Origin of the sequence: Clostridium sp. AM22-11AC (assembly GCF_003473545.1) — a bacterium.
In the GTDB taxonomy this organism is placed as follows: domain Bacteria; phylum Bacillota; class Clostridia; order Lachnospirales; family Lachnospiraceae; genus Enterocloster.
This window is the reverse complement of record NZ_QUCM01000001.1, coordinates 298,509-322,393: the sequence shown is the minus strand read 5'-3', so window position 1 is coordinate 322,393 and position 23,885 is coordinate 298,509. Positions and strand designations below refer to the sequence as shown.

The window sequence follows — 23,885 nt, the reverse complement described above, 5'->3', positions numbered from 1 at the left end:
GAAAATGAAAAAACGTGAAAAAGAAGATTACGTGTTGTGGAAACTATAACATAGTAATGAGATAAAAAGACAGGAGCTGATATTTACAGCTCCTGCAAAAAATAATAGATGACAAATGGATTATGAAAAACTCTCTCTCAGCATCAGTTTCGCATGTACTTTCACATGCTCTGATGACATATCATTGTTTAAAACTTTTTTTCTCATCAGGCGCAGAACCTGCTGACCGATCTCTTTGTTTGGCATTTCTACTACACTAAGGGATGGAACATAGTAGGAAGCAGCTTCCGGATCCAACATACCAATGGAGAGAAGTTCTGCATCTCCCGGAACAGAGATCCCTTCTTCATGGAAAGCTCTTAAGGCACCCAGGGCAATGGCATCGGAGTCACAGAAGATCATTTTTGGTGGTTCCTTAAGGGCAGCGTATTGTTTGCCGATCTCATAACCGCCGTTTCGTGTACTGGATCCCTTCAGAATGTATTTTTCGTCTGTTTCAATTCCCAGACGTTCGCAGGAACTTATAAATGCCTGGACACGCTGACTGGTAGCAAAGTAGGAGTGTCTGGATGCAAAGATAGCTGCTTCTGTATAACCTTTCTGGCGGATCTTTGTGGCTGCCATCAGGCCGACTTCGTCATTATCGGTGCATACAGTGGAAAAATGTTCGGACTCACGGTTGATCAGTATCACTGGCATACGGGGGCAGATGCCCTCAAGCCACTGCTGGTCTTTGGCAGAGCATGCACCGATAATAGCGCCGCTGTAGCCATTTTTTAAGAAAGTGGTACCATATTGTTCCAGTTTATCATTTTCATAAGTCTGTATCATCATTTCACAGTCAAAGCCAGATTCGGCAATTTCTATCTGAATGAAATTTAAGAAAGAAGCCAGAATGGAAACACGATAGTCCAATGGCCAGAAAAATGCGATCACAGGGCGCTCATTTTCCTGGGAGCGCAGGCGTCTTGCGCTTAAGTTTGGCTGATAGCCTAAGTCACGCATTGCTTCTGCCACCCGTTGCTGGGTTGCGGCAGAGATCTTTCTTTCTTCTGCTTTTCCGTTTATGATAATGGACACGGTTGTAACGGATACACCGGCCTGTTTTGCTACGTCCTTTATAGTTGCCATATGTTCACCCTTATCTTAATATCTTATATCTTATTCTCTAAGTTCTCTAAGACCGCGAAAATGAATGAAATGCAGCGGTCTTATTTTATTGTTCCATATATTATCTGTTGTCACCGTCAGGTGGCAGGTCTGTTATGTATATCAAAAACATGTTCGTAATACGTTTTATGTTTACTAAAACCAATCTTAAGCCAGAGTTCCACATTATGTCAAGCAGGAAAGAAGAGTATCGTGGATCATGTATGAAAAATGCACAATAAGTAATACGTTAAACTATATAAAACTGACAAAGAATATTGTATTTTTATCAAAACACTTGACAAACGTCAAACGATAAACTATTATTTGTGCCAAGGATGAACGTTTTACTAACACGTTAAACTAAATGAGATATGTACATGTTACTACTAAATAAATGCAATACAAGAGATACAAAGATGCACAAGTACATATCCGCAAAAGCAAGGCATTTCGCCGGCTGTCCGATTTCTGGGGAAGAGAGATCTGACAGAGATGAAAAATGATAACTAATTAAAAACGATCAACCCCACAAAGAAAGGAAAGTACAGATTATGAGTAAAGTAAGCAGAGCAATGGACGGAAACGAAGCAGCAGCTTACGCTTCCTACGCTTTTACCGAAGTAGCAGCGATCTATCCGATCACACCATCTTCTCCAATGGCTGAACTGGTTGACAAGTGGTCAGCAAATGGAATGAAGAACATGTTCGGCCAGCAGGTAAAACTGGTCGAGATGCAGTCTGAGTGCGGAGCTGTTTCCGCAGTACATGGTGCATTAGACGGCGGTGTACTGGCAACTTCTTATACAGCATCCCAGGGACTTATGTTAATGATCCCGACCATGTACCGTATTGCAGGTCAGTTAAAGCCAGGTGTTATCCATGTAGCATCCAGAAACGTGGCAACCCATGCGATTTCTATTAACGCAGAGCATTCCGATGTTATGGCCTGTCGTCAGACCGGATATGCAATGTTAGCATCCTCTTCACCACAGGAAGCAATGGATTTAGGTGCAGTTGCTCATCTGGCAGCTATTAAAGGCCACGTACCTTTCCTTCATTTCTTTGATGGTTTCCGTACTTCCCATGAGATCCAGAAAGTAGAATGTCTGGATTACGAAGATTTAAAGAAACTGGTTGACTGGAAGGAACTGGAAAAATTCCGTGAGAATGCATTAAATCCAGAGCATCCTGTTTTAAGAACCACAGGTCAGTATTCTGATACATATTTCCAGAGCCGTGAAGCATGCAATACCTATTATGATGCACTGCCGGATATCGTTGCAGATTACATGAACGAGATCAGCAAGATCACAGGAAGAGATTATAAGCCATTTAACTACTATGGTGCTCCGGATGCAGAGCGTGTGATCGTAGTAATGGGATCTGCAAGCGGCGTTCTCCGCGAGACTGTAGATTACTTAAATGCAAAGGGCGAAAAGGTTGGTTTCATTGATGCTCATCTGTACCGCCCATTCTCAGCAAAGTATTTCTTAAGCCAGCTGCCTGAGACTGTAAAGATGATCACTGTTGGCGACCGTACCAAGGAGCCGGGTGCAGCAGGCGAGCCGCTGTACGAGGATGTATGTTCTGTGATCCTGGAGTCAGGCAGAAATATCAAGGTTTTAGCATGTCGTTATGGTCTGGCAAGCAAGGATTATACTCCAGACCAGGTTATCGCACAGTTTGACAATATGAAGGCAGCAGAGCCAAAGAACCATTATACCGTAGGTATTAATGACGATGTGACCCATCTGTCACTGCCTGTAGGACCAGAAGTAAATACTGTTCCGGAAGGAACCATCAGCTGCAAGTTCTGGGGCCTTGGTTCTGACGGTACTGTTGGTGCAAACAAGAACACCATTAAGATCATCGGTGACCACACAGACTTAAATGTTCAGGCTTACTTTGAGTATGATGGCAAGAAGTCAGGTGGTGTTACCCGTTCCCACTTACGTTTTGGCAAGAAGCCGATTAACTCTACCTACCTTGTAAACCACGCAGATTTCATTGCCTGCCACAATAAGTCCTATCTGGACCGCTATGATATCCTGGCAGATGCAAAGGAAGGCGCAAATGTGCTGATCACCTGCGACTGGAAGGGCGAAGAGTTAGAAAAGCATTTAACTCCTGCATTTAAGAAAGCAGCAGCATTAAAGAAGATCCATCTGTATACCATTGATTCCACTGCAATTGCTGCAGAACTGGGACTGGGAAGCAGGACCAATACCATTTTACAGGCTGCATTCTTCAAGATCACAGGTATTATCCCGATCGAAGAAGCAGTTGGATATATGAAGAAAGCTATCTTAAAGTCCTATGGAAGAAAGGGCGAAAAGATCGTCAACATGAACTACGCAGCTGTTGATAAGGGCGTAGAAATGGTAGAAGAGGCAGAAGTACCTGCAAGATGGGCTGATATCGAAATTCCAGAAGAGAAGATCGATGAGAACCTGCCAAAGTGGATCCGCAAGATCCAGATGCCTGTAAATGCTATGAAGGGCGATAATATTCCTGTCAGCGATTTCACCGATCTGCCAGACGGAACCATGCCTCAGGGTACTTCCAAGTACGAAAAGAGAGGTATTGCAGTTAATATTCCTGTTTGGGACAGCGAGAAATGTATCCAGTGTAATATGTGTTCCTACGTTTGCCCTCATTCCTGTATCCGTCCATTCCTTGTAAATGAGGATGAGGCAGCAAAGGCTCCTAAAACCTTTACAACAACTGATGTTAAGGGCAAAGGCGCAGAAGGCTTACGTTTCCGTTTACAGGTATCCGCTCTTGACTGTACAGGCTGCGGAAGCTGTGCAAATGTATGCCCGTCTAAGGAAAAGGCTATTACCATGAAGCCATTAGACAACAACTTAAATGAAGCAGATAACTGGGAATATGCAATGAAGTTAGCTCCAAAGGCAAATCCGTTTGGAACAACAACTGTTAAGGGCAGCCAGTTTGAGCAGCCACTGTTAGAGTTCCCAGGCTCCTGCCCAGGATGCGGCGAAACTCCTTATGCAAAGCTGATCACACAGCTGTTTGGTGACCGTATGTATGTAGCAACTGCAACAGGCTGCTCCCAGGTATGGTCCACCAGCTTCCCTTCCTTCCCATATACCACCAACCACAAGGGACAGGGACCTGCAGTAGGCGGCTCCTTATTTGAGAATAACGCTGAGTATGGTATGGGTATCTGGCTTTCTGTTGAACAGCAGAGAGAAAAGCTGGCTAAGCATGTAGAGGAACTTGCTGAAAAGACAGATGATGCCAAGATCAAAGAGACAGCAGCAGCTTGGCTGGCATCTTACAATGACAAGAGCTCCCGTGAAACAGGAGAAGCATTAAAGAATGCAGTTTTGGAAAGCGGTTTATTAAATGAAAATGCAGATCTGGTTGCAGCAAATGTTCCTGGAGATGATGTAAAAGCACTGGCTGAGGCAGTCTGTGAAAACTTTGACCATCTGACCAAGAAATCCGTATGGTTCTTCGGCGGTGACGGCTGGGCATACGATATCGGTTACGGCGGCTTAGACCATGTATTAGCTTCCGGCGCAGACGTAAATGTAATGGTATTCGATACCGAGATCTACTCCAATACAGGCGGTCAGGCATCTAAGGCAACTCCTACCGGTGCAGTTGCGCAGTTTGCAGCAGCTGGTAAGCGCAGAAAGAAGAAAGACTTAGGCATGATGGCAATGAGCTACGGCGATGTATATGTAGCACAGGTAGCTATGGGTGCAAATCCTGCACAGTTCTTAAAGGCAGTAACAGAAGCAGAAGCTCACAAGGGACCATCTCTGATCATTGCCTATGCTCCATGTATCAGCCACGGACTGCGCTGCGGAATGAGTGATGTTCAGGGCGAGATCAAGCGTGCAGTTGAAGTTGGTTACTGGCAGTTATACAGAAACAACCCAGAACTGATCAAGGAAGGCAAGAATCCATTTATCCTGGATTCCAAGGAACCTCAGGGCGATTTTAGAGAGTTCTTAAGAGGCGAGGTTCGTTTCTCATCTCTGGAGCGTACCTTCCCAGAGGCAGCCGATGCACTGTTTGAGCGTACAGAAAGCGAAGCAAAGGCACGTTACGCAAGATACAAAGAACTTGCTGAAAAGAACTAAAACAGGAGAAGAAGATTATGAGTACATTTGTAGAACGGTTACTTGGGGGAAAAGCCGGTACAGTTGTAACAGTAGAACCTGACTGGATCGTTATCAATGATGGTGTATCTCATGCTGCGGTAGAGGAAATCTCTGCCGTAGCAAAACCTGAAAAGGTAATGGTCATCTATGACCATGATGTACCAACCGGACGCCCGGAAGCAGCAGCTATTTTAAGAAAGAACCTGGCATTTGCTGAAAAGTACGGATGTCCTTATATCCAGGCAGAAGGTGTTGGATATCAGTATATGTTAAATGAAGTGGTAAAACCGGGCCAGATCATTGTAGGCGGCGGTTCCCACGGAAGTATTTTCGGAAGCATCGGTGCTCTGGGCATCAACGTAAGCATTCCTGAGCTGGCAAGAGCAGCTGAAACAGACCGTTACAGCATCATCGTTCCGGAAACAGTTTATGTAAACCTGGAAGGCAGCTTAAAAGAAGGCGTAACTGTTATGGACGCAGCACTTGCATTCCTGGCAGAAGATCATGAGTTAAACCGCAAGGCAGTGGAAGTTTATGCACCATCCTTTGATGCACATGAGAAAGCAGTATTCTGCAGCATGGCATGCATTACAGGGGCATTTACCGCATCCATTACAGAAGAAAAGCAGTCTGCTGGTTTAACGTTGGATTTAGGCTCTGTAGAGCCAATGCTCATGCTTCCATGTGGTGATAGAAATGACCAGAAGAAGGCCGGAATTGCTTCTAGAGCTTCTAAAGCTGGCATGGAATTAAATGCAGGCCAGATCGGCGGCTATACAGGCGGAACTATTGAGGAGTTACGAAAAGCTGCTTCTATGTTAGATGGACATAAGCTGGCATTAGGCTTCCGTTTAAGCATCTGCCCGGCAACCAGCCGTGACTATATCCAGGCTGCTGAGGAAGGCATCCTTACAAAATTCATTGATTTCGGGGCTCAGATCAATGCAGCAGGGGACCACAGCGTTGTGATCCAGGGACCTGGAGCTATGGGACATAAGGAACGTCTGGTAACCACCGGACTGTACACCTTTACAGGTTCTATGGGCTGCGATGACGCAGAAGTTTATACAGGCTCTGTTGAAACAGTAATGAACGCTTCCTTTGCGAAGCAGATGTAAGGAGACAGCTATGGAAAAGAAGTTCAGTGGAAAAATCTGGAAATTCGGAAATGATATTGATACAGATACCATTATCCCTGGAAAAAGAGGTACTATCCCGGATCGTAACGAGATGAAAAAATATGCATTTGAGCTGTTAAAGCCGGAATTTGGTTCAACCGTTCAGCCAGGAGACATCCTGGTAGCAGGAACCAACTTTGGCTGTGGTTCCAGCCGTGAGCAGGCAGCTACCGTTCTTTCTTACAATGGTGTCCGCTGCATCATCGCAAAGAGCTTTGCAAGAATCTTCTTCAGAAATGCATTTAACAGCGGCATCCTTCTTCTTACCTGTGATCAGATCCAGGATGTATGTGAAGGCGGAGATATCGTTACTGTAGATGTAGATGCACAGACTGTCAGTGTAAATGGAAAGACCTTCAAGGTTGGTGCAGTTCCTGAAAATCTGTATAACATTGTAGCAAACGGCGGACTGATCGAAGATACAAAGAAGCGTCTTGCAGCTGGAAATGTGAAAATGGATATCAAGCCTCTTTCCATGGAACAGTGCCGTAAAAAAGGCTACACCATGGTAGAAAAGATATTAAAGAAAAATGCAGGAAAAGAACATGTGGCTCCTGGAGATATCGTGATCACAAAGCCAGATATGTTCATGATCCATGATATTTATACTACTTATCTGTTAGAAACCATGAAAGACATTGGTGCAGACAAGATCGACGATCCAGATAAGGTAACCATCGTCTGGGATCACTGTATGCCAACTGCCGTTGCTAAAAATGACTATGACCATTATGAAGCTGGTCTGGAACTGGCAAAAACCTATGGAATTAAGAAGCTTCACATTGGAGAAGGCATCTGCCACACCATTATGCATGAAGCAAAGTATGCAAAGCCAGGCGAGATCGCAACTGCAACCGACAGCCATACAACTACTTATGGCGGTGCCGGAAACTTCTGCTCTGGTATTGGTACAGCAGAAATGGCAGCAGCTCTTATTACCGGAGAACTTTGGTTCAAGGTTCCAGAGGCTATCAAGATCGTATTAAACGGCCATTTAAGAGACGGTGTTATGAGTAAGGACGTTATCCTTCGTATCTTAGGTGATATCAAGGCCGACGGCGGACAGTACAAATCTCTGGAATTTACCGGTCCTGCAGCCCATGAAATGAGCATGGAACAGCGTTTTACAGTTGCAAACATGGCTCTGGAAGCAGGCGCAAAGTGCGGTCTGTTTGAGGCTGACGAAAAGACAGCAGAGTACTACGGAATGCCATTAGAAGATATCGACTGGGTATGCGTAGATGACGAAGCAAAGTATGAAAAGGTACTTACCTATGATGTAAGCGAACTGGAACCTCAGCTTTCCTGTCCACAGGGCGTTGACAATGTTCACCCCATCAGTGAAGTAAAAGGCACCAAAATGGATGAGGTATATCTGGGCAGCTGCACCAACGGAAGTATTGAAGATATGGAAGCAGCTGCAAAGATCTTAAAAGGCCGTAAAGTGGCAAAAGGACTGCGTTTTATCGTTGTTCCTGCAACTAATACCATTTTCAAACAGGCCATTGAAAGAGGATATATTAAGACTTTTATTGAGGCAGGTGCAGTGATCTGTCATCCATGCTGCGGACTTTGCTGTGGTATGCCATATGGTCTGATGACAGATGATGAAAGGATCCTGCTGACTGCAAACCGTAACTTCATCGGACGTCAGGGAACCAAGAAAACCTTAGGTTATCTGTCAAGTCCTACGGTAGCAGCAGCAACCGCAGTTATGGGTGTTGTAACAGACCCGGCTGATCTGCCAGCACTGGCTTAAAGACAGGCGGGTCGATGTTCTCCCGGACTCCGGGAGGACATCTGTAAACAGGAGGAAAATCAATGATAAAGAATTTTGAACAGCTGAAAGAAATGTTAAAAGCTATGCCGGTAAAGCGCAAAGTAGCAGTAGTACCGGCTCAGGATGAACATACACTGGAAGCGATCAGTCATGCTTATAGGGACGGCATGGTTGAGCCGGTTCTGATCGGTGATGAGCCAAAGATCCGTGAGATCCTGGCTCAGATCGGCACAGATGCAGATAAGATGACCATTATCCATGTGGAAGATCCTACGGAAGCCATCCAGAAGGCTGCTGATATGGCAAGAGACGGTGAAGTAGACTGCATTATGAAAGGAAAAACAGAGACAGGAGCCCTGATGAAGGTACTGGTAAACCGTGAAAGAGGGATCAGAAAGAACGATACCATGAGTTTACTTGCTTTCATGGAAAGCCCGAATTACCACAAGGTATTCGCTATTACTGATGTAGGCCTTCTTACTTATCCTTCCAAAGATCAGAAGAAAGCAGCTATCCAGAATGCAGTAGAAGCATTCCATGCATTAGGCGTAGAACAGCCAAAGGTAGCTATCCTTGCAGCAGTAGAAAAAGTAAATCCTAAGATGAAGGAAACCGTAGAAGCTGCTGAGATCAAGGAAGAAGGCGTAGAAGGCTGCATCATCGAAGGCCCGATCAGCTATGACCTGGCTATGGATCCTGCTTCCGCACCAATTAAAGGCTATGTAAGTCCTGTTGCAGGAGATGCAGATCTTTTAGTTGTTCCGGATATTGTAAGCGGAAATATTGCAGCAAAGACCATCACTGTAATTGGTGGCGGAAGAACCGGCGGCGTGGTATTGGGAGCAAAGGTTCCGGTCCTGTTGGTATCCCGTGCAGCAAGTGCAGATGATAAATATATGTCCATCGTCATTGCGGCGTTAGTGGGTAGCAGATAATAGGGGGAAAAACAATGGAGAAAAAATTAAATTTTAAGGTGTGTGGGCTTCCTGCAAAGTATTTCATTCCATTCTTTATCATTGTAATGGCAACTGTTTACCTTGGCTTTATGCCGGTTGTTAAGATCTATTCCAATGATGCAGGCAAGTACATGGCAACCAGCTTTATCATGACCATCGCTTATCTGATGGCAGTTGGCGGTCTGTTCTTCTGGCTTGGAAATACCATCCCGATCGTAAATAACTACTTAGGCGGTGCATGTCTTCTGCCTCTGATCGGTGCTTCTTTCTTAAATTACGTTGGTCTGGTTCCTCAGGAACTGGTAAACGGAGTTAAGGTCCTTATGGGCGGCGGTTTCCAGGATGCATATATTGCCATGCTGTTAGTTGGCTCCATCCTTGTTATGGACCGTAAGGTTTTACTTGGTGCAACTGCAAGATACATGCCTACCATCCTGGGAAGCCAGGTATTTGCATTAGGCTTCTGTATGTTAGCAGGTCTGGTTACCGGATATGGTATTCCAGAGGCACTGTTTGATATCGGCGCACCTTGTATGTCCGGTGGTTCCGGCGGTGCTATGACCACTCTGCCAGCTCTGTATTCCAGCCTTTCCGGTACAGATATGACTCCAATGGCAGGAAAATTCCTGTGCTACGCATCTATCGCAAACGTACTGGCTGTTGTATTAGCTGCTATTGTAGGTTCTGTAACTGCTAAAATGAAAGGCTTAAATGGTAACGGCGAGATCCTCTGCTCCAAGAAAGCACAGGAGAGCAAAACAGAGGAGAAGGAACAGAAGAGACTTGGAACTTCTGCTGATTATGTAGCATTAGGTTCTGGTATTTTCATGAGCTTCTGTCTGTACTTACTGGGTAATATCCTTGGAAGCCTTCCAGGTTTCGGTGTGATCCCGGGACTTGCATGGACCATTATCCTTGGAATCATCATTAAATTTACCGGTCTTCTTCCAGACCAGTTTGCTGACAACTGTGTATACTCCATGAACTTTGCATTAAGAGCACTGCTTCCAATGCTGATCGCTGGTATCGGTATCAACTCCCTGAAGTTCTCCACTCTGGCAGAATACTTCAGCCCAGGCGCATTCGTTGTTATCTTCTTAGCAGTATTCGGCGCAATGTTAGGTGCAATGATCTTCGGAAAGCTCTCTGGTCTGTGGGCATATGAAGCAGGTGTTACAGCAGGTCTTTGCTGCTGCAACATCGGTGGTTCCGGTGACCTGGCAGTTTTATCTGCAGCAAACCGTATGAACCTGCTGGCATTCGCTTCTATCTCTACCCGTATCGGTGGTGCCCTGATGGTTATCTGGATCGGACTGTTATATCCATTGTTCCATTAAGGCAGGCACATTACAACACAAAATCAGGCACGTTGGCGCTATGTCAGCGTGCCTCTTTTAGAAAATAGGAGAAAATCATTATGAAAAACTATAAAGTATTTGCTATCAACCCCGGTTCTACTTCCACAAAGATCGCCATGTTTGAAGGAGAAAAGGAAATTTTTTCCAGAAATATCAGCCATGATGCAGAAAAATTAAAAGAGTTCAAGGAGATCAGCGACCAGCTTCCATACAGAAAGGAAATGATCTTAAATGTCCTGAAAGAAGAAGGACAAACCTTAGAAGGCGTAGATGCATTTTCCGCAAGAGGCGGCGGCCTGGTAAATGTAGAAGGCGGCGTTTTCACTATTGGTGACAAACTTCTTGAGCATGCAAGAACCTGCTATACCGTAAAGCATCCGGCAACCTTAGGCGCACAGCTGGCAGATGCATTTTCCAAAGAATTCGGCGGAGTTGCATTTGTAGTAAATCCACCAGATGTAGATGAGTTCCAGGATGTAGCCCGTGTAACCGGCTTAAAGGGTGTATACAGAGAGAGCCGTATCCATGCATTAAACCAGAAGGAGATCGGCATCCGTTTTGCAGCAAAGCAGGGCAAGAAATATGAGGACATGAACCTGATCATCTGCCACATTGGCGGCGGTATTTCCGTTACTGCCCACAGAATGGGAAAAATGGTTGATTCCAATGATATTGCAAATGGTGACGGCCCAATGGCACCAACCCGCTGTGGCCAGCTTCCTGTAAAGGATGTTGTGACCATGTGCTATTCCGGTAAATATACAGAAAAAGAGATGCGTGAGAAGATCACAAAGACCGGTGGCCTGGTAGATCACCTGGGAACTTCTGATGCAAGAGAAGTAACTGCCATGATCGAAAATGGGAATAAGTATGCGAAATTAATTTACGATTCCATGATCTATGAGATCGGAAAGACAGCAGGTTCTATGGCAGCAGTCCTTCATGGAAAGGTGGACGGGATCGTATTAACAGGCGGCATCTCCCATGACAAGTATGTAGTAGAAAAACTGACAGAAATGCTTTCCTTTATTGCGCCGATCACTGTTATGGCAGGCGAGTTTGAAATGGAAGCACTGGCAGCAGGTGCGATCCGTGTATTAAGCGGGGAAGAAGAGGCGAAGACTTATACAGGTATTCCAGTATGGAGTGGATTTACATGCTGATGGTAAAAAAGGCCCTGATCTATGTGACCGGACTTTTATTCATGGCCTTTGGAGTGGCATTTTCTGTTAATTCTTCTCTGGGAGTTTCACCGGTAAACTCCCTTCCCTATGTGATCAGCCGCATTACAGGACTGGATCTTGGAAACTGCGTGATCGGCATTTTTGCTTTTTATATTCTGGTGCAGATATTATTGTTAAGAAAAAAATTCCGTCCCATAGATTTGACGCAGCTGATATTTTCCACGATTTTTGGCCGTTTTGTAGATGTTGCAAAGAAAGTGGTGGGAGATTTTGCCATTCCCACCTATCCGGGGCAGCTGGTTATGCTGGCGATCAGTATCGTTTTTGTAGCAATAGGCGTATGCCTGTATATGGATGTGCAGCTGGTAAATATGCCTATGGAAGGAATGACCCATGCAGTAAACCGTGTATTCTTCCCGGACAAGCCTTTTCATGATATTAAGGTCATCATGGATTGTCTGACCGTTGTGATCGGTATTGTCCTTTCTTTTGTATTTCTTGGAAAACTGGATGGCATCCGGGAAGGAACCGTGATATGCGCATTGCTGGTAGGAAAGCTGATGAAGCCGATGCAGAAGGTGTTAAAACCGGCAGTAGAGAAGATCTGTGGGATAAAAGGAAGTCGTTGATATGGAAAAGAATGAAGAGAGAAGGTGTGATGCAATATGAAACTGGAAGCAGCAGTAATACAGGGAGATGGTGTAGGACCGGAGATGATGGAAGAGGCAGTACGGGTGCTTCAGGCAGTCTGCCGCCGGTTCGGCCATCATTTAAAGCTGTATCCTGTTTTAGCCTGCTCTCAGGCCATTGAAGCAGGAAAAGAACCTCTTCCACAGGAAAGTTTAAAAATCTGTACCCAGGTTCCGGCTGTCTTATTTGGAAATTCAGGTCTGAAAAAATACCAGGACTGGCCGTTGGATAAGCGTCCGGAAGGCGCTCTTATGATACTGAGAAAGGTACTGCAGGTAAGTACCAATATCCGTCCTGTGCGTATGTATCCTTCTTTAAAATGTTTTTCTCCCTTAAAAGCAGAACGTCTGGAGCAGGGAATGGATGTTGCTTTTGTCCGTGATATTGCAGGGGGAGTTTTCTGCTCTGCCAAAGTCCAGGGAAATGGGGACGGCGGTCGGGAAGCTTATGAATATGAGTATTATAATGAAACAATTGTAAGGAAGACTGCCTATACTGCCTTTAAACTGGCAAAAAGCCGAAAGAACAAAGTTACCAATCTGGACAAGTCAAATGTTCTTGGCAGTTCCCGTCTCTGGCGTCAGACTGTACAGCAGGTTTCCGAGGATTTTCCAGATGTGGAACTGGAACATTTATATATTGATAATGCAGCCATGGAGCTGATCCGAAATCCAGGTCGGTTTGACGTTTTTGTTACCTCCAATCTGTTTGGTGATATAATATCTGATGAAGGAACAGAACTGACCGGAACGCCCTATCTTTATCCCTCTGCGGAATTAAGTAATACAGAGCAGGGGATTTACACACCGAACCAGCTTCATTATCCAGATGAGTCTGTGATCGGAAAAGATATGGTCAATCCCATTGGCATGATTGCGGCTGCAGCCCAGATGCTGCGCCTTTCCTTTGGCTTAGAGGCAGAGGCCGGAGCCATAGAAGAAGCCATCCGCCAGGTTTTAGCGGCCAATATTGCAACTGCAGATATCTGGCATAAAGGAAAGATCCTGGTAGGAACAAAAGAGATGGGAAAACGGATCGCAGATGAGATCGAGGCAGTTTCCTAAAGAAGTATATTTCATAATAAAGGAGAAAATATGATGGAATTACCAGTTACAAAAATGTCACGGATCGTAATGCCGGCTTCAACCAATGATGCAGGAAATCTTTATGGAGGAAGACTGCTTGACTGGATGGACGAAGTATCCGGAATTGCAGCAAAGCGCTTTGCACATTCGGAAGTTATGACAGTAGGGATTGAAAGCATTCGTTTTATGCGTCCTATGCCTCAGGGAAGCTTTATTGATATCAATGCAGAAGTTGTCCATGTAGGAAACACTTCCATGAAGATCAAGATCACAGTTATGATGGATCAGGACCCGGAAGAAGAACAGGTCCAGACAGCAGAAGCATTCTTTACCTTTGTAGCTGTAGATGAAAATGGTAAGCCTCATAAAGTTGGGCGTACATTGTAGGTCAGGTTCGAGAGATTATTTAAGTAAATAGGGATGAAATAAATGGGACTGGATGTTGCTTCGCAAGGAGTGACATCCTTTTTGGCTTTTGAATAACAATTTAATTTAGTCAAATTGATTCTAAGTGACGAAAGTGAAATGATTGACGATGATGATGAAGTCGTGTAAACTAAAGATACTCAAAAATAGCTGCTTTAAAAATATTTGTTTCTTAGATCCGCCTTATGATACAGACTTTTCTACTTATGCACAGAATGAGTTTGGACATGAGGAGCAAAAACGTCTGTGTGAATGTTTAAAGCGGACGCCCGCCAAAATATTACTGATTATTAAAAATACGGATTTTATCTATGAATTATATAAAGATAATTTCAATATAACAAGTTTTGATAAAAAATATATGGTAAGTTTTATGAATAGAAATGATCGTAAGGCAGAACATTTAATTATAACGAATTATTAGAGCGTATAAGTGGTTTCCACTTCACTGGACAACCCGCCTACAATCTGCTATATTAAACAAAAAGAGCCTGCACCCCACAGGCCAATTCTGAAGCATAAAGGAGAAGAAAAACAATGGCAAATCCAGTTGTTACTATCATCATGGAAAATGGTGATGTGATGAAAGCAGAATTATATCCGGAAGTAGCACCAAACACAGTAAATAACTTTATCAGCCTGGTAAAGAAAGGTTATTATGATGGCCTGATCTTCCACAGAGTCATCCGTGGATTTATGATCCAGGGCGGTTGCCCTCAGGGAACTGGTATGGGTGGCCCAGGTTACAGTATTAAGGGTGAGTTCAGCCAGAATGGTTTTAAGAATGATTTAAAGCACACCGAGGGAGTTTTATCCATGGCAAGATCCATGATGCCTAACTCTGCTGGCTCCCAGTTCTTTATCATGCACAAAGATGCTCCTCATCTGGACGGCGCTTATGCAGCATTTGGCAAGGTTACAGAGGGAATGGATGTTGTAAATAAGATCGCAGAAGAGCGCACCGATTATTCTGACCGTCCATTAAAGACACAGAAGATCAAATCTATGACAGTAGATACTTTTGGTGTAGAATACCCAGAGCCAGAAAAATACTGATAGATTGCCGGTGATATAACGGAAAAACAGCAGTAAATAGTAAAAAACGGTTCTTACAGGAGACAGAACAATATGAAGCAGGAGCGGACTCTTTCAATAGAAGGAAAAGAATATACGCTTCTCATATCTGACGAACCACAGGCCCTTTTGGAGGCAAAAGCTTCCGGAAGGGCTGTTTTAGGTTGTCTGGATACGGGAAATGGGGAGGGAGCGAGCAGAGATTTTCAGGGGATCCCTTATGTAGTTCCCTCAATGGAATATGTGACAGAAGAACTTTTAGAACTGATCCTGCGCCGGTATCTGGGACTTCCGTGGCTTATTGACGAGACAGAGCGACTGTACATCCGTGAATTTGTAAAAGAGGATGCAGAGAACATACCAGAAGAAGAATATGGTAAGGAAGAAGAGATATTCCGTGATCCGGACAAATTAGAAGTATATATAAAGAACCAGTATGGTTTTTATGAATATGGGACCTGGGCTGTGTTAAAGAAAAGTCCGTCGCTTCTCATCGGCATGGCCGGCGTCAGTAACCCCAATCTTCCGGAAACTGCTTTGCAGGCGCTACCCACTCTTCCAGACGACCTTTGCTGGCTGGAACTGGGATACCATATTTTTAAACCTTACAGGAAAAATGGCTATGCAACAGAAGCAGCTAAAGCCATTCTTTCTTATTCCCACGAAGTCCTTTCTGCCAGACTCTGCGCCTGGATTGAAGCAAAAAACAAGGCCTCCTGCGCACTGGCAGAAAGCCTTGGAATGGAAGTAGTAAAAGTTATTTCTGATCAAACAGCCACTGGATGGCCCGGAGCGTATCTTCTGTATGCTGAGAAGATGCAATAACTGCCAGATAGGGCGGCTGGATCGAGACACCGGTCATATCGGAAAATGCAGTAGGTTCCAGTGAAATAGCGGCAGCAGTTGACTGCCCTTTTTCATTGTCTGTATAGAAGAAAAGGTCTTCTTTTTCGGCACGTTCTAACAGATCCTGGGGCAGGAATTCCTTCAGATCTAAAAATGCGCCCTGGGACTCATAATGTTCCAGTGTCTTTGCATCAGCGATGATAATATCCAGGTCTCCTCCGGCTGCTAAAGCAGCAATCTTTGCCATACTTGCATAGGAATATTCGGAAGACTGGGAGCCATCAGCATTGATAAACAGTCCGGAATTGATCTCGATCAGATCCTTCTTACCAAAACCAAGAGCTTCTTTTAAGCTGTTTTCAAATTCATCCATAGATGACTCACCGCCGGAACGGTCATTGACAATGGCGAAAGTAAGCCGTGTGGTAAAGGTCTGGCGATACAGGCTGCTTCCTACTACCCATAAAAGGGTAAATGCCAGAATGACAGCTACAATATGAAATTTATAATATTCATAAATATACCAGATCCGGTCTTTCCCGGACATTTGTTTTATTTTCTCAAGTTCACTTTTTATGTCTTTTTTCAGTTCCATGATGTATTCCTTTCAGGTTGACGTCTGGATTTTTCTGCGCTCATTACACTACAGTATAGCTGAAAATGCAGATACCCGCAACTACTCGTTCCATTTTTACACTTAATATGATACAATGTAATGAGCGCAGTGGAAAATAAGCGGCTGCGTAAGCAGACATTTATTTTACACAAGCCATTAACGAAGGTTCCGCCTGCGAAGCAGGCAGTAGAGCACGTCAGTGCGTGGACCTGAGTATATAGAAATGAGCGCAGTGGAAAATAAGCGGCTGCGTAAGCAGACATTTATTTTACACAAGCCATTAACGAAGGTTCCGCCTGCGAAGCAGGCAGTAGAGCACGTCAGTGCGTGGACCTGAGTATATAGAAATGAGCGCAGTGGAAAATAAGCGGCTGCGTAAGCAGGAAAGAAGAGGATAAAATATGTTTCAGGGTCTTTTTAATTATGATAACCCGGTGTGGCGTTTTATAGGAAAACTGGGAGATCTGGTACTTTTAAATCTTTTGTGGGTGATCTGCTGCATCCCTGTATTTACAGCAGGAGCAGCTACTACAGCGGTATATTATGTTACCTTAAAACTGGTACGTGACGATGATGGTTCTACCATCAAGTCATTTTTCCATTCCTTTACCCAGAACTTTAAGCAGGCAACAGCGATCTGGCTGATGATCCTTGTAGCTGGCGGATTGCTGGGATTTGATCTGTGGTTTCTTATGTCAGGAGTGGTAACTGTATCAACGGTTGTAAAAACAGTGATGTCAGCTGTATTTGGTGCTATGACATTGATCTTGCTGTTTGTTACTACTTATATTTTTCCATTACAGGCAAGATTTTATAACACAGTGAAACGTACATTATTTAATGCATTTTTCATGTCTGTGCGTCATCTGCTCCAGACCATTTCCATGCTGATCATTGATGGTCTTGTAGTAGCAGGAGTTTATGTTGCTCTGTATATGGTACCACAGGTATCGATGCTCCTGCTTTTATTCGGATTTCCGCTGATTGCTTTTATCAATTCCTACTTTTTTACAGAGATCTTTAAAAAGTATATTCCAAAGGAAGAGGATCAGGAACATTCAAATGGAATTTCACCTTTACTGGATGAAAACAATCAGGAGATCGAGGATGCGATCCAGAGCTTAAAAGGAAAATAAAACAGATCATACGAATATACACATCAAAGAGGGCTTAAACAGTCCTCTTTTTTTTACAATAGGAAAGTTCGACTTCCGTCGAACTCTTGATAAAAAGAGCCCGAACAAAGGCGGGCATGGCAAACAGACGATAGATTAAAAGAAGTCAATGTAAAAGCCTTCTTCAAATTCATCGTCATCAAGATCGTCATCTTCGGTAAGAAAATAGTGCATATCCAAAAGGTCAGAGTCTGTCATGTTTTTGACCAGGCTGGGTGTCATTCCCTCTGGAGGATTCTTGGTGTATTTTTGCCTAAGTTTCTCTATAAGCTTTGCATCCATAGTTTAAATTCCTTCCTGTCTGTTGATGAGTTTAGTATGATACAGACAGGAAGAAAAATCAAGCAGAGCGGCATTTGACTTTAGCCATTGTTCTTTCATAAAGTTCTTGTAGAGAAACCCGTTTGTGACGATAGTAGACTTCTACCAGCGCCATTTCCTTCTTGCAGTGAGGACAGAATAAAGGATCATATCCAAAAGATAAAAGAATGTCCTGTCTCCATTTCGTAAAACTTTTTATGAAGCGGTGTTTCGATTTGTGAATAGCACGATAAAGTTTAGTGTCAATTTCACGGTGCCTCGCATAGAGACCATAGTAGCGGATCATTTTAAAATGTTTTTCCGGTATATGTTGGATAAGAAGTTTAATAAACTCGATTGCCGGAATCGTACGTTTAACATAAGTATTATCTTCGTGACGATTATAGTGAAAAGTAACATTTTTACCATCGTAAGAATCAATCCGTTTTAAGGCAATAACCGGACGGCCAAGATAGCGGCCAATGTATTTAATGACAGTATTAGGGTCGCAGAGATTAGGCTTGGCATAGACATAAAAGCCGTTTTTGTCCTTGTGATAGATATAAGCTTTAATCTTTTTGAAGGAAGGTCCGATGTGCTGTTCCATTTCATTGAGTAAAGCGGTTTGAAAAGCATTGCGTAGATAAGTGTAATTGAAATGTTTTACCGGCCGCCAAATAGCATTGTCAGAAAAACCGCCTTCCGAAAGAATGGGGGATATAAAACAGTCTGGCCCTTTGAGTATGCGAAGGAAAAGATCCAGTATCCGGCACGGTACAGCAGGTGATCTTCAGCTTAATTTTTTTAATATTTTTTTAATGTTTTCACTCTTGAAAAATGAGACAAATTAATGTATACAATATTATGTATTATGACATGTCACCATTTTTTGAAGAAAAATGAGTGGATTACGAATGTTTTAGGATTGCGAGAACACAAAGTGCGGAGCAATCCGTTGGTATCAGTGGAATTAACGGAATTGAGAAAAAAGGGGATAGCAGCTATGATCACACATTTACGCCTGAAGGCATATGGAAAGATAAATCTGGCGCTGGACGTACTGGGGAGAAGGGACAACGGGTATCATGATGTCCGCATGATCATGCAGACTGTAGGACTTCATGACCGGATCGAACTTTACAGGACAAAGGAGCCTGGTATCCGTCTGGAGACCAACCTGTTTTACCTTCCAAATAATGAACAAAATCTGGCTTACCGGGCAGCCGCTCTTTTAATGGAAGAGTTTGGTGTAAAAGAAGGTGTTTCCATAAAACTGAAAAAGTTCATTCCTGTATCAGCTGGAATGGCCGGAGGCAGTACCGATGCAGCTGCAGTCCTTTTTGGAGTCAATAAAATGTTTGGCCTGGGCTTAAGTATAAAAGAACTGATGGAACGTGGCGTAAAGCTGGGAGCAGATATCCCATACTGCCTGATGCGTGGAACCGCTCTTTCCGAAGGAATTGGGGAAGAATTAACTCCGTTGCCTCAGATCCCCCAGTGTCAGGTATTGATCGCAAAACCGGGGATCAGCGTTTCTACAAAAGTGGTTTATGAGAGCCTGGATGCCATGGAGCTAAAGCAGGAAGATCATCCGGATATTGACGGCATGATTGAAGCGATCAACCGCCAGAATATCCATGAGATAGCCGGAAAATTCGGAAATGTGCTGGAACTGGTAACAGCCGGTAAATATCCGGTGATCGGTGAGATCGAGCAGGTGATGAAAGAAGAAGGGGCTGTTAATGCCATGATGAGCGGAAGCGGTCCAACTGTATTTGGTCTGTTTACCAATCCACAGGCAGCACAGAATGCCTACGAAAAGCTTCGCTATGGTGATGCTTCCAAACTGGCAAAGCAGGTATATCTGACCAACTTCTTTCATGTAAAGCGGAGCAGATAGAAACAAGCAGATCGTAAACATAAAAATATAGACAAACAGACATAGATAAAACACAGAAAGGAATGGTCTTGAGATGGAAAATAATTTTAAAGTCAATATGAACGAATATCTGCCTCTTCGCGATGTTGTATTTAATACACTGCGTCAGGCTATTTTAAAAGGAGAACTGGCTCCGGGGGAAAGACTGATGGAGATCCAGCTGGCAGAAAAATTAGGTGTAAGCCGTACACCGATCCGTGAAGCCATTCGTAAACTGGAACTGGAAGGTCTTGTACTTATGATCCCAAGAAAAGGCGCTGAGGTTGCAAAAATCTCTGAAAAGAGCCTTAGGGATGTGCTGGAAGTTCGCCGTTCCCTGGAAGAACTGGCTATTGAACTGGCTTGCCAGAGAATGACCGATGAAGAGATCGAACAGTTAGGGGAACGCCAGAACGACTTTAAGAATGCCATTAATAAGGGAAATGCCATGAACATTGCAGAGACAGACGAGGCATTCCATGATGTGATCTATCTGGGAACCGGAAATGATAAACTGGTACAGATCTTAAATAATTTAAGAGAGCAGATGTACCGCTATCGTCTGGAATATATCAAGGACGAGGACAAACGCCAGATCCTGATAGTAGAGCATGAACATATCCTGGCTGCGATCAAAGCCCACAATATTGCAGAGGCAAAGAATGCAGCAAGAGAACACATTGATAATCAGGAGATCACTGTTTCCAAGAATATCAAGGAGCAGGAAGATATCATGCCTGTCCGCGGTCGTGGAAGAAGATAGCGGAAATGGCATTGGAGGAGAAGATAAATGGAAGAAAATAAAGTAGAAGATAAGACAGAAAAGACCTTCAAAGAGCGCTATCTTGCAGGAGAGATCGAATTTGAAGAGATCGACCGCTATATCAGCCGCTGGAACAACAGCGATGATGAGCGTACACTGGCTGTTTATCTGGGGTTAAATGCAGATGAAGAGGACGTATGGATCGATGAAAGCGACGAAGCTCTTCAGGAGATGTTGGATAAGCAGAAAGCCTGAAATTAAGCCTTCTGCTTAAAAAGCTGTTTTGCAGCATCTAAAAGTCCAAGGTGCAGTTCCGGCCTTGGAGCAGTTTCAAAGACCAGGGAATAGCTTTCAGAAGCTGTTTCATCTATATCTGTATGATAAGAATTTGTAAAGCAAAGACCGGGATAGAGGACGCACCACCAGTTGCGTCCTTTTCCTTTGCCTATAGTGATCCGTGCAGCGTCATAGTAACCGCAGGGAAAGAAGGCATTTCCATAGGTCCTTGCTGGAAAATGGTCATGGCTCAGATTAAGATCCACATCCGCTTCACAGCCGGAGTCTGCCAGGGGCTGTTCTGCCTTAAAAACGACCTCTTCTTTATGAGAAAGAAGCCAGGAAGCCAGCTCTTCTTTTCCGGCATGATCCGGGGCATTTTCACGGATATAGGAAAGAACCTGGTCCCGGACTTTTAATTTTAATTCCTGGTCCGTTTTTGAGTTGCTTTCCGCTAAAATGTGAAAACGCAGCACATAAGGGGCTATACGGCTGGCATCTGCCTCCTGTTTGCAGGTGTTGGCAGAAACTGCAATGAGAAAAGCAGTAAAAAAGCAGGCAAGAGAACAAATAAGCCATTTGTGGCGATAAGATACAGATTTCATGGACTAAAACTTCCTTTCTGGATTTTGAGAGAACATATTTTCTATTTGTATTTATTGCCACATATGCTATACTGTAAACGGTAAAATCTAAGAAAAGAAAGATTTTAAAGATTTCTGGAAAAGGGATAAGTGAGGAGATATAAAAATGGAAAGAAAAACAGCAGCAGTCATTTTCGGCGGACAGTCATCAGAACATGAAGTATCCTGCATGTCTGCAGCCAATGTGATCGACCGCATCAACAAAGAAAAATATGACCTGCTTCTTATTGGTATTACATTAGACGGACACTGGATCAAGACAGAGTCTGTAGAAGAGATCAGAAGCGGTGAGTGGAGAAATGGAAAAGTTTCCGCAGCTATCTTACCAGATGCTACAAAGAAATGTGCGATCCTTATGGATGGAGATAAAGTAACAGAAGTAAAATTGGACCTTGTATTCCCGGTACTTCATGGACTTCACGGCGAAGACGGAACCATCCAGGGTCTTTTAGAACTGGCAAAGATCCCATATGTAGGCTGCGGTGTACTGGCATCTGCAGTGGGCATGGATAAACTGTATACAAAGATCATTGTAAATAACTTAGGCATCCGCCAGGCAGATTATGAGCCTGTTATGAGCGAGCAGTTAGCAGATATGGATGCTGTAACAGCACGTATTGAAGCACATTTTGCATACCCTGTATTTATCAAGCCGTCTAACGCAGGTTCCTCCAAGGGAGTCAGCAAGGCAGAAAACAGAGAAGAACTGGAAGCCGGCTTAAAAGAGGCTGCAAAGCATGACAGAAAGATCCTGGTAGAAGAGACTATTATTGGCCGTGAGATCGAATGTGCTGTATTCGGCGGCGGAAAAGAAGAAGTGAAGGCTTCCGGTGTAGGCGAGATCCTGGCAGCAGCAGACTTTTATGATTTTGACGCAAAATATTACAATGCTGAGTCCAAGACGGTAACAGATCCAGAACTTCCTGGAAATGCCACAGAAGAAGTAAGAAAAGCAGCAGTTGCTATTTTCAAGGCAGTAGACGGATACGGACTTTCCCGTGTAGATTTCTTTGTAAAGGAAGACGGAGAGGTTGTATTTAACGAGATCAATACCATGCCTGGATTTACAGCCATCAGTATGTATCCAATGCTTTGGGAGGCAAGAGGCGTCAACAAAGAGGAATTAGTAGATAAGCTGATGAGCCATGCTTTAGAGCGTTTCTAAGATCACAGGTTTACGTAAAAAGAAAAGAGGAGTTACATGACAAAGGATGTACTGATCACCATCCGCGGTGTCCATACCATGGATGAAGAGGACAATGATGTGGAGATGATCGTCCGGGGAGATTACTACCAGAAGAATGGGAAACATTACGTTCTCTACGAAGAACTGTTAGAAGGTTTTAAAGAACCGGTAAAGAATATCATCAAGATCACGCCAACCTCTATGGATATTACAAAAAAGGGAACAGCCACTACCCACATGCTGTTTGAAAAGAACCGGAAGAATATTTCCTGCTACAGCACCCCTTTAGGTGAAATGGTAGTAGGGATACAGGCCAATCACTTTGCAGTAGATGAGCAGGCAGACAGCCTGAAGGTGAATGTGGATTATTCCCTGGATATTAATTATGAGCATATGTCGGATTGCCGCATTTTAGTAGCTGTGCAGTCCTGCCAGTAGAAAGAGAGGGCGCCCCGCATCCGCAGGGAAATGCACCTCATCAAAACAAAAAACAGCCGCTCCCATCCGGGAGCCGGCTGTTTTTTTACGCCCCATATTATGCATCTTTACGGAATCTTGCGAAAAATCCCTTTTTCTTTGGCGGAGTTGGAATGGAACCTCCGCGGACACTCTTGATCTGGGTGATGTAGATACCGCTTAAAACTACCTTAGCTTCTGTTTTAACAGGAAGGCATTCAAACACTCTTGCATCAGCGATCAGTGTAACGATCTTTGGTCCGATCTTTGCTTTCACAACCGGAACCTTGGTCCAGCGCATGTACTTTGGAGTCTGGTCAACTACCATTTTTGGAAGACCTGCCTGAGTCAGCTTCAGTTTCTTCTTATCAATAACAAGAAGAGATACGGTCTGTGCTGCGGCATCTAACATCTGCTGCTGTTCTAACTGGCGCTTCTGAAGCTTATTTCCAAGGAAATACAGGATAGCCAGGATGACAGCTGCAATGATGAGGATCACCAGCAGTATGTTTAAAACGGTATTTAACATAAGGTATACCTCCGAACTGTAGTATAGTTCCCGTGGGCTTGATTAGACATGCCCCAAGACATTCTAATATAGTATATCATTTGTGGTAAGAAAAAGCAAGAAAAAATTCTTGACACCTTGACAAATATATGTTATTATGGAGAGTGCATTATTGTGG

General features: G+C 43.9%; 23 protein-coding genes. 17 read left to right on the top strand and 6 right to left on the bottom strand.

Annotated elements, in window-relative coordinates; genetic code table 11:
* Nucleotides 1-120 precede the first annotated feature (120 nt).
* Nucleotides 121-1,131 carry a LacI family DNA-binding transcriptional regulator gene (locus DW251_RS01550; RefSeq protein ID WP_021869198.1) on the bottom strand — a complete coding sequence of 337 codons (1,011 nt, stop codon included), beginning with the start codon at nt 1,129-1,131 and terminating at the stop codon, nt 121-123.
* A gap of 572 nt (nt 1,132-1,703) precedes the next feature.
* Between DW251_RS01550 and nifJ the strand changes: the two genes are divergently transcribed.
* The 11 genes from nifJ (at nt 1,704) to DW251_RS01490 (ending at nt 15,844) form a co-directional block, all read left to right on the top strand.
* Complete coding sequence (gene nifJ, locus DW251_RS01545) at nt 1,704-5,267, top strand: pyruvate:ferredoxin (flavodoxin) oxidoreductase (RefSeq protein WP_118300014.1); 3,564 nt, start codon at nt 1,704-1,706, stop codon at nt 5,265-5,267.
* A gap of 17 nt (nt 5,268-5,284) precedes the next feature.
* A complete protein-coding gene (locus DW251_RS01540) occupies nt 5,285-6,406 on the top strand; it encodes an aconitase family protein (protein WP_118300013.1) in 1,122 nt (373 codons plus the stop codon).
* 10 nt (nt 6,407-6,416) lie between these two features.
* Nucleotides 6,417-8,225, top strand: a complete 1,809-nt coding sequence (locus DW251_RS01535; protein ID WP_021869201.1) for an aconitase/3-isopropylmalate dehydratase large subunit family protein — start codon at nt 6,417-6,419, stop codon at nt 8,223-8,225.
* Between the two features lie 62 nt (nt 8,226-8,287).
* Complete coding sequence (locus DW251_RS01530) at nt 8,288-9,181, top strand: phosphate acyltransferase (protein WP_021869202.1); 894 nt, start codon at nt 8,288-8,290, stop codon at nt 9,179-9,181.
* A 14-nt stretch (nt 9,182-9,195) separates the two neighbouring features.
* Nucleotides 9,196-10,539, top strand: coding sequence for a 2-hydroxycarboxylate transporter family protein (locus tag DW251_RS01525; RefSeq protein WP_118300012.1), 1,344 nt, complete (start codon nt 9,196-9,198; stop codon nt 10,537-10,539).
* Between the two features lie 80 nt (nt 10,540-10,619).
* A complete protein-coding gene (gene buk, locus DW251_RS01520; RefSeq protein ID WP_118300011.1) occupies nt 10,620-11,723 on the top strand; it encodes a butyrate kinase in 1,104 nt (367 codons plus the stop codon).
* On the top strand, nt 11,717-12,373 hold the full coding sequence (locus DW251_RS01515; protein ID WP_021869205.1) for a DUF6198 family protein: 657 nt from the start codon (nt 11,717-11,719) through the stop codon (nt 12,371-12,373). Before buk ends, DW251_RS01515 begins: the two co-directional genes overlap by 7 nt.
* Before the next feature lie 36 nt (nt 12,374-12,409).
* Nucleotides 12,410-13,498 carry an isocitrate/isopropylmalate family dehydrogenase gene (locus tag DW251_RS01510; RefSeq protein WP_118300010.1) on the top strand — a complete coding sequence of 363 codons (1,089 nt, stop codon included), beginning with the start codon at nt 12,410-12,412 and terminating at the stop codon, nt 13,496-13,498.
* Between the two features lie 30 nt (nt 13,499-13,528).
* Nucleotides 13,529-13,906, top strand: a complete 378-nt coding sequence (locus DW251_RS01505) for an acyl-CoA thioesterase (protein WP_118300009.1) — start codon at nt 13,529-13,531, stop codon at nt 13,904-13,906.
* A 576-nt stretch (nt 13,907-14,482) separates the two neighbouring features.
* Complete coding sequence (locus tag DW251_RS01495; RefSeq protein WP_021869208.1) at nt 14,483-15,001, top strand: peptidylprolyl isomerase; 519 nt, start codon at nt 14,483-14,485, stop codon at nt 14,999-15,001.
* Nucleotides 15,002-15,073: 72 nt separating this feature from the next.
* Nucleotides 15,074-15,844, top strand: a complete 771-nt coding sequence (locus DW251_RS01490; RefSeq protein ID WP_021869209.1) for a GNAT family N-acetyltransferase — start codon at nt 15,074-15,076, stop codon at nt 15,842-15,844.
* On the opposite strand, the gene DW251_RS01485 is transcribed toward DW251_RS01490, so the two are convergent.
* The gene (locus DW251_RS01485; RefSeq protein WP_021869210.1) at nt 15,777-16,460 is read right to left on the bottom strand and encodes a hypothetical protein; all 684 of its coding nucleotides are present in this window, start codon (nt 16,458-16,460) and stop codon (nt 15,777-15,779) included. The genes DW251_RS01490 and DW251_RS01485 overlap by 68 nt on opposite strands.
* Nucleotides 16,461-16,882: 422 nt before the next feature.
* Between DW251_RS01485 and DW251_RS01480 the strand changes: the two genes are divergently transcribed.
* Complete coding sequence (locus DW251_RS01480) at nt 16,883-17,617, top strand: YesL family protein (RefSeq protein ID WP_021869211.1); 735 nt, start codon at nt 16,883-16,885, stop codon at nt 17,615-17,617.
* Between the two features lie 135 nt (nt 17,618-17,752).
* Here DW251_RS01480 and DW251_RS01475 read toward each other — a convergent pair whose 3' ends face one another.
* Complete coding sequence (locus DW251_RS01475; protein WP_118300007.1) at nt 17,753-17,938, bottom strand: hypothetical protein; 186 nt, start codon at nt 17,936-17,938, stop codon at nt 17,753-17,755.
* A 58-nt stretch (nt 17,939-17,996) separates the two neighbouring features.
* Nucleotides 17,997-18,635: a transposase gene (locus DW251_RS01470; RefSeq protein WP_279217496.1), complete on the bottom strand. Its 639-nt coding sequence runs from the start codon at nt 18,633-18,635 to the stop codon at nt 17,997-17,999.
* Between the two features lie 324 nt (nt 18,636-18,959).
* Here DW251_RS01470 and ispE point away from each other — a divergent pair, with 324 nt between their 5' ends.
* From ispE to DW251_RS01455, 3 genes are all read left to right on the top strand, one after another.
* Entirely contained in the window at nt 18,960-19,856 is an 897-nt protein-coding gene (gene ispE / locus DW251_RS01465; RefSeq protein WP_118300005.1) for a 4-(cytidine 5'-diphospho)-2-C-methyl-D-erythritol kinase, read from the top strand.
* Between the two features lie 73 nt (nt 19,857-19,929).
* The gene (locus DW251_RS01460) at nt 19,930-20,637 is read left to right on the top strand and encodes a GntR family transcriptional regulator (RefSeq protein WP_021869502.1); all 708 of its coding nucleotides are present in this window, start codon (nt 19,930-19,932) and stop codon (nt 20,635-20,637) included.
* A 27-nt stretch (nt 20,638-20,664) separates the two neighbouring features.
* Nucleotides 20,665-20,892, top strand: coding sequence for a hypothetical protein (locus DW251_RS01455; protein ID WP_021869501.1), 228 nt, complete (start codon nt 20,665-20,667; stop codon nt 20,890-20,892).
* A 2-nt stretch (nt 20,893-20,894) separates the two neighbouring features.
* On the opposite strand, the gene DW251_RS01450 is transcribed toward DW251_RS01455, so the two are convergent.
* Nucleotides 20,895-21,518, bottom strand: coding sequence for a stage II sporulation protein R (locus tag DW251_RS01450; protein ID WP_021869500.1), 624 nt, complete (start codon nt 21,516-21,518; stop codon nt 20,895-20,897).
* Nucleotides 21,519-21,663: 145 nt separating this feature from the next.
* Between DW251_RS01450 and DW251_RS01445 the strand changes: the two genes are divergently transcribed.
* A complete protein-coding gene (locus tag DW251_RS01445; protein ID WP_118300004.1) occupies nt 21,664-22,722 on the top strand; it encodes a D-alanine--D-alanine ligase family protein in 1,059 nt (352 codons plus the stop codon).
* Between the two features lie 36 nt (nt 22,723-22,758).
* Nucleotides 22,759-23,181: a DUF1934 domain-containing protein gene (locus DW251_RS01440; protein WP_118300003.1), complete on the top strand. Its 423-nt coding sequence runs from the start codon at nt 22,759-22,761 to the stop codon at nt 23,179-23,181.
* Nucleotides 23,182-23,278: 97 nt separating this feature from the next.
* On the opposite strand, the gene DW251_RS01435 is transcribed toward DW251_RS01440, so the two are convergent.
* Nucleotides 23,279-23,728: a hypothetical protein gene (locus tag DW251_RS01435; RefSeq protein WP_021869497.1), complete on the bottom strand. Its 450-nt coding sequence runs from the start codon at nt 23,726-23,728 to the stop codon at nt 23,279-23,281.
* Between the last annotated feature and the right edge of the window lie 157 nt (nt 23,729-23,885).

Bases quoted from the DNA above. Each gene is read 5' to 3' on its own strand.
- DW251_RS01550 (WP_021869198.1), bottom strand. From the start codon at position 1,131: ATGGCAACTATAAAGGACGTAGCAAAACAGGCCGGTGTATCCGTTACA.
- nifJ (WP_118300014.1), top strand. From the start codon at position 1,704: ATGAGTAAAGTAAGCAGAGCAATGGACGGAAACGAAGCAGCAGCTTAC.
- DW251_RS01540 (WP_118300013.1), top strand. From the start codon at position 5,285: ATGAGTACATTTGTAGAACGGTTACTTGGGGGAAAAGCCGGTACAGTT.
- DW251_RS01535 (WP_021869201.1), top strand. From the start codon at position 6,417: ATGGAAAAGAAGTTCAGTGGAAAAATCTGGAAATTCGGAAATGATATT.
- DW251_RS01530 (WP_021869202.1), top strand. From the start codon at position 8,288: ATGATAAAGAATTTTGAACAGCTGAAAGAAATGTTAAAAGCTATGCCG.
- DW251_RS01525 (WP_118300012.1), top strand. From the start codon at position 9,196: ATGGAGAAAAAATTAAATTTTAAGGTGTGTGGGCTTCCTGCAAAGTAT.
- buk (WP_118300011.1), top strand. From the start codon at position 10,620: ATGAAAAACTATAAAGTATTTGCTATCAACCCCGGTTCTACTTCCACA.
- DW251_RS01515 (WP_021869205.1), top strand. From the start codon at position 11,717: ATGCTGATGGTAAAAAAGGCCCTGATCTATGTGACCGGACTTTTATTC.
- DW251_RS01510 (WP_118300010.1), top strand. From the start codon at position 12,410: ATGAAACTGGAAGCAGCAGTAATACAGGGAGATGGTGTAGGACCGGAG.
- DW251_RS01505 (WP_118300009.1), top strand. From the start codon at position 13,529: ATGATGGAATTACCAGTTACAAAAATGTCACGGATCGTAATGCCGGCT.
- DW251_RS01495 (WP_021869208.1), top strand. From the start codon at position 14,483: ATGGCAAATCCAGTTGTTACTATCATCATGGAAAATGGTGATGTGATG.
- DW251_RS01490 (WP_021869209.1), top strand. From the start codon at position 15,074: ATGAAGCAGGAGCGGACTCTTTCAATAGAAGGAAAAGAATATACGCTT.
- DW251_RS01485 (WP_021869210.1), bottom strand. From the start codon at position 16,460: ATGGAACTGAAAAAAGACATAAAAAGTGAACTTGAGAAAATAAAACAA.
- DW251_RS01480 (WP_021869211.1), top strand. From the start codon at position 16,883: ATGTTTCAGGGTCTTTTTAATTATGATAACCCGGTGTGGCGTTTTATA.
- DW251_RS01475 (WP_118300007.1), bottom strand. From the start codon at position 17,938: ATGGATGCAAAGCTTATAGAGAAACTTAGGCAAAAATACACCAAGAAT.
- ispE (WP_118300005.1), top strand. From the start codon at position 18,960: ATGATCACACATTTACGCCTGAAGGCATATGGAAAGATAAATCTGGCG.
- DW251_RS01460 (WP_021869502.1), top strand. From the start codon at position 19,930: ATGGAAAATAATTTTAAAGTCAATATGAACGAATATCTGCCTCTTCGC.
- DW251_RS01455 (WP_021869501.1), top strand. From the start codon at position 20,665: ATGGAAGAAAATAAAGTAGAAGATAAGACAGAAAAGACCTTCAAAGAG.
- DW251_RS01450 (WP_021869500.1), bottom strand. From the start codon at position 21,518: ATGAAATCTGTATCTTATCGCCACAAATGGCTTATTTGTTCTCTTGCC.
- DW251_RS01445 (WP_118300004.1), top strand. From the start codon at position 21,664: ATGGAAAGAAAAACAGCAGCAGTCATTTTCGGCGGACAGTCATCAGAA.
- DW251_RS01440 (WP_118300003.1), top strand. From the start codon at position 22,759: ATGACAAAGGATGTACTGATCACCATCCGCGGTGTCCATACCATGGAT.
- DW251_RS01435 (WP_021869497.1), bottom strand. From the start codon at position 23,728: ATGTTAAATACCGTTTTAAACATACTGCTGGTGATCCTCATCATTGCA.